Origin of the sequence: Streptomyces sp. NPDC004134 (assembly GCF_042874195.1) — a bacterium.
GTDB lineage: Bacteria > Actinomycetota > Actinomycetes > Streptomycetales > Streptomycetaceae > Streptomyces.
Map to the genome: position 1 here is coordinate 1 of NZ_JBIAMS010000054.1, position 2,709 is coordinate 2,709.

Genomic DNA, 2,709 nt, shown 5'->3' on the forward strand with positions numbered 1-2,709 from the left:
CGGGACGACCACCATCAAGTTGGTGGCGGCTGATTACGGGGACAAGGCGTCGAATGCGTCCAAGGTGTACTGGGACGATGTGGTGAAGCGGTTCGAGGCGAAGAACGAGGACATCAAGGTCGATGTTCAGGTGATCAACTGGAATGACATCGACACGAAGGTGAAGACGATGATCCAGGGCGGGAACGTCCCGGACATCCTGCAGACCGGTGGGTATGCGGACAAGGTTGCCGATGATCTGCTGTATGAGGCGGATGAGGTGTTGTCGCCGAAGACGAAGTCGAATCTGATCGGGTCGTTCGCGAAGGCGGGCGAGGTCGACGGTACGCAGTACGGCATCCCGTTCGTGTCCTCGGCGCGGTTGATGTTCTACAACAAGGAAGTCCTCGACAAGGCTGGTGTGGAGGTTCCGCAGAGCTGGGACGATGTGGCGGCCGCGGCGGAGAAGATCAAGGCGGAGAAGGCCGCGGAGATTCCGTATGCGCTGCCGCTGGGTCCGGAGGAGACCCAGGGTGAGTCGATGATCTGGGAGATCGGTAACGGTGGTGGTTACACCGATGCCGAGGGGAACTACACGATCGACAGTGCGCAGAACGTGGAGACGTTCGAGTGGCTGAAGGAGAACCTGGTCGAGCCGGGTCTGACGTATGAGAACCCGGCGACCACGGACCGCAAGACGGCGTTCGCGGACTTCGCGGCGGGGAAGGTGGGGATGCTCAACGGGCATCCGACGCTGATCCAGATGGCGAAGGACGGCGGTGTCGACTACGAGGTGGCGCCGATCCCGGGCAAGGACGGTCCGCTGGATTCCACGCTGGGTGTCGCGGACTGGATGATGGCGTTCAAGGACGGCGGGAAGCAGGAGCAGATCAAGAAGTTCCTGGACTTCGCGTACTCGAAGGAGAACACGCTGAAGTTCGACGAGATGTACAACCTCATGCCGGTGACCACGGACACCCTCGAGGAGATGCAGTCGAGCGGGAAGCACAAGGACCTGGAGCCGTTCTTCGAGGTCCTGCCGGCCGCCCAGTTCTACCCGCTGGGCAGCACGAGCTGGGACGTGGTCTCCGCGGAGATCAAGAAGTCGGGCGGCAAGGCCGTCTCCGACGACCCGGGCAAGGTACTGGGCGAGTTGCAGCAGAAGGCCGAGGACACCGCCGCCGACATGGGCGAATAACCCGGCACAGGTGCTGAATCGCCTCCGCTGTTGATGCGCCTTCGGTGACCGTTTTCCGGGCCGGGCCGCCGCACACCCAAGCCGTGCGGTGGCCCGCCCCCCGGGGGGCGCCTCGCCTGGGGTGTCGCCTCGTTGCTTTCGCGCGGCCTGTGCGTGAACGTGCGGTCGTGTTTCCTGTAGTCCCTCGTGCGGTCCCCTCAACCGCCGTACCCGCAAGGAGTTTCCCGTGCCCGTCACGGTCAAGGAGCCCGCGGCCGCTGCCGGCCCCGGGCCCGGCGGGCGGAAGACCGGGCCGCAGCGCCGCCGCCGTCGCGGTGGTGGTCTGGCCCGGCTCGGCCCGCTGCCCTGGATCGCCCCCGCCATCTTGCTGATCGTCGTGGTGGTGCTGTGGCCCATCTACGAACTGATCCGCACCTCGTTCCTCAACGTCAGCATCAGCGGCTTCGTCCGCGGCTCGGCCGGCACCGAGAAATACCGCCAGCTCTTCGACGAGTCCGGCTTCGGCAGCGTGCTGACCATGACCGTCATCTGGACGATCGCCGTCGTCGGCGTCACCATGCTCCTGTCCCTGGGCCTGGCCCAGTTGTTCAACAAACCCTTCCCCGGCCGCACCCTCACCCGCTGGGCACTCATCGCACCCTGGGCCGCCTCCGTGCTGATGACCGCCATCGGCTTCCGCTGGATGCTCGACCAGACCGCCGGCGTCCTCAACACCCTGATGACCGACATCGGCCTGATCGACGGACCCAAAGACTGGCTCGGTGATCCCGCGACCGCCTGGCCGTGGATGATGTTCGTCGCCGTGTTCGTGTCCCTGCCGTTCACCACCTACACCCTCCTGGCCGGACTGCAGACCATCCCCCACGAGGTCTACGAAGCCGCGCGCATCGACGGCGCCAACTCCCGCCAGACCTACTGGCGCGTGACCGTCCCCCTCCTGCGGCCCGCGTTCCTCGTCGGCTTCGTCATCAACCTCATCAACGTCTTCAACTCCTTCCCCGTCATCTGGGCCATGACCAAAGGCGGACCCGGCAGCGACACCGCCACCACCACCGTGTTCATGTACCAGTTGAAAGACACCGACATCGGCGAATCCGCCGCCATGTCCGTCGTCAACTTCGCCATGGTCGTCGTACTCGTCCTGATCTTCCTCAAGGTCAGCCGCTGGAACAAGGAGGACGCATGACCCTCTCCGCGCCCTCACACACACCCATCCCCCGGCAGGCCAGCCGCAAGAGCAGCAACGACGGCGGCAGCGGCAAGAACACCGGCAAGCGCCGCAAGTACGGGCCGCGGACCCTGGTCATCGCCGCAAGCGCCTGGATGCTCGCCGTCATCTTCATCGCCCCCTACCTGGAGATGATCATCACCGCGCTGCGGCCCGCGGACGAACTCCGCGACCGCACCTACCTCCCCACCTCCTTCGAGTGGAACAACCTCGTCGACGTGTGGAAGGAATCCACCCTCGGCGACAACCTCCAAGTCACCCTCCTCATCGCAGGCGGCGCCACCCTCCTCGTCCTGCTGGTGTC

2 protein-coding genes and 1 pseudogene are annotated in these 2,709 nt (G+C 65.1%); all 3 read left to right on the forward strand.

Going from position 1 to position 2,709, the window contains the following annotated elements; translation table 11 throughout:
* Positions 1-1,177, forward strand: a 1,177-nt coding sequence (locus ACFYVJ_RS34725) for an extracellular solute-binding protein (protein WP_388900504.1), incomplete at its 5' end; no start/stop codon positions are given.
* Positions 1,178-1,403: 226 nt separating this feature from the next.
* Positions 1,404-2,363 carry a carbohydrate ABC transporter permease gene (locus ACFYVJ_RS34730; protein ID WP_388900507.1) on the forward strand — a complete coding sequence of 320 codons (960 nt, stop codon included), beginning with the start codon at positions 1,404-1,406 and terminating at the stop codon, positions 2,361-2,363.
* Positions 2,360-2,709 (forward strand): annotated as a pseudogene (locus ACFYVJ_RS34735) (carbohydrate ABC transporter permease); the annotation flags it as partial. The gene ACFYVJ_RS34730 and the pseudogene ACFYVJ_RS34735, both read left to right, overlap by 4 nt.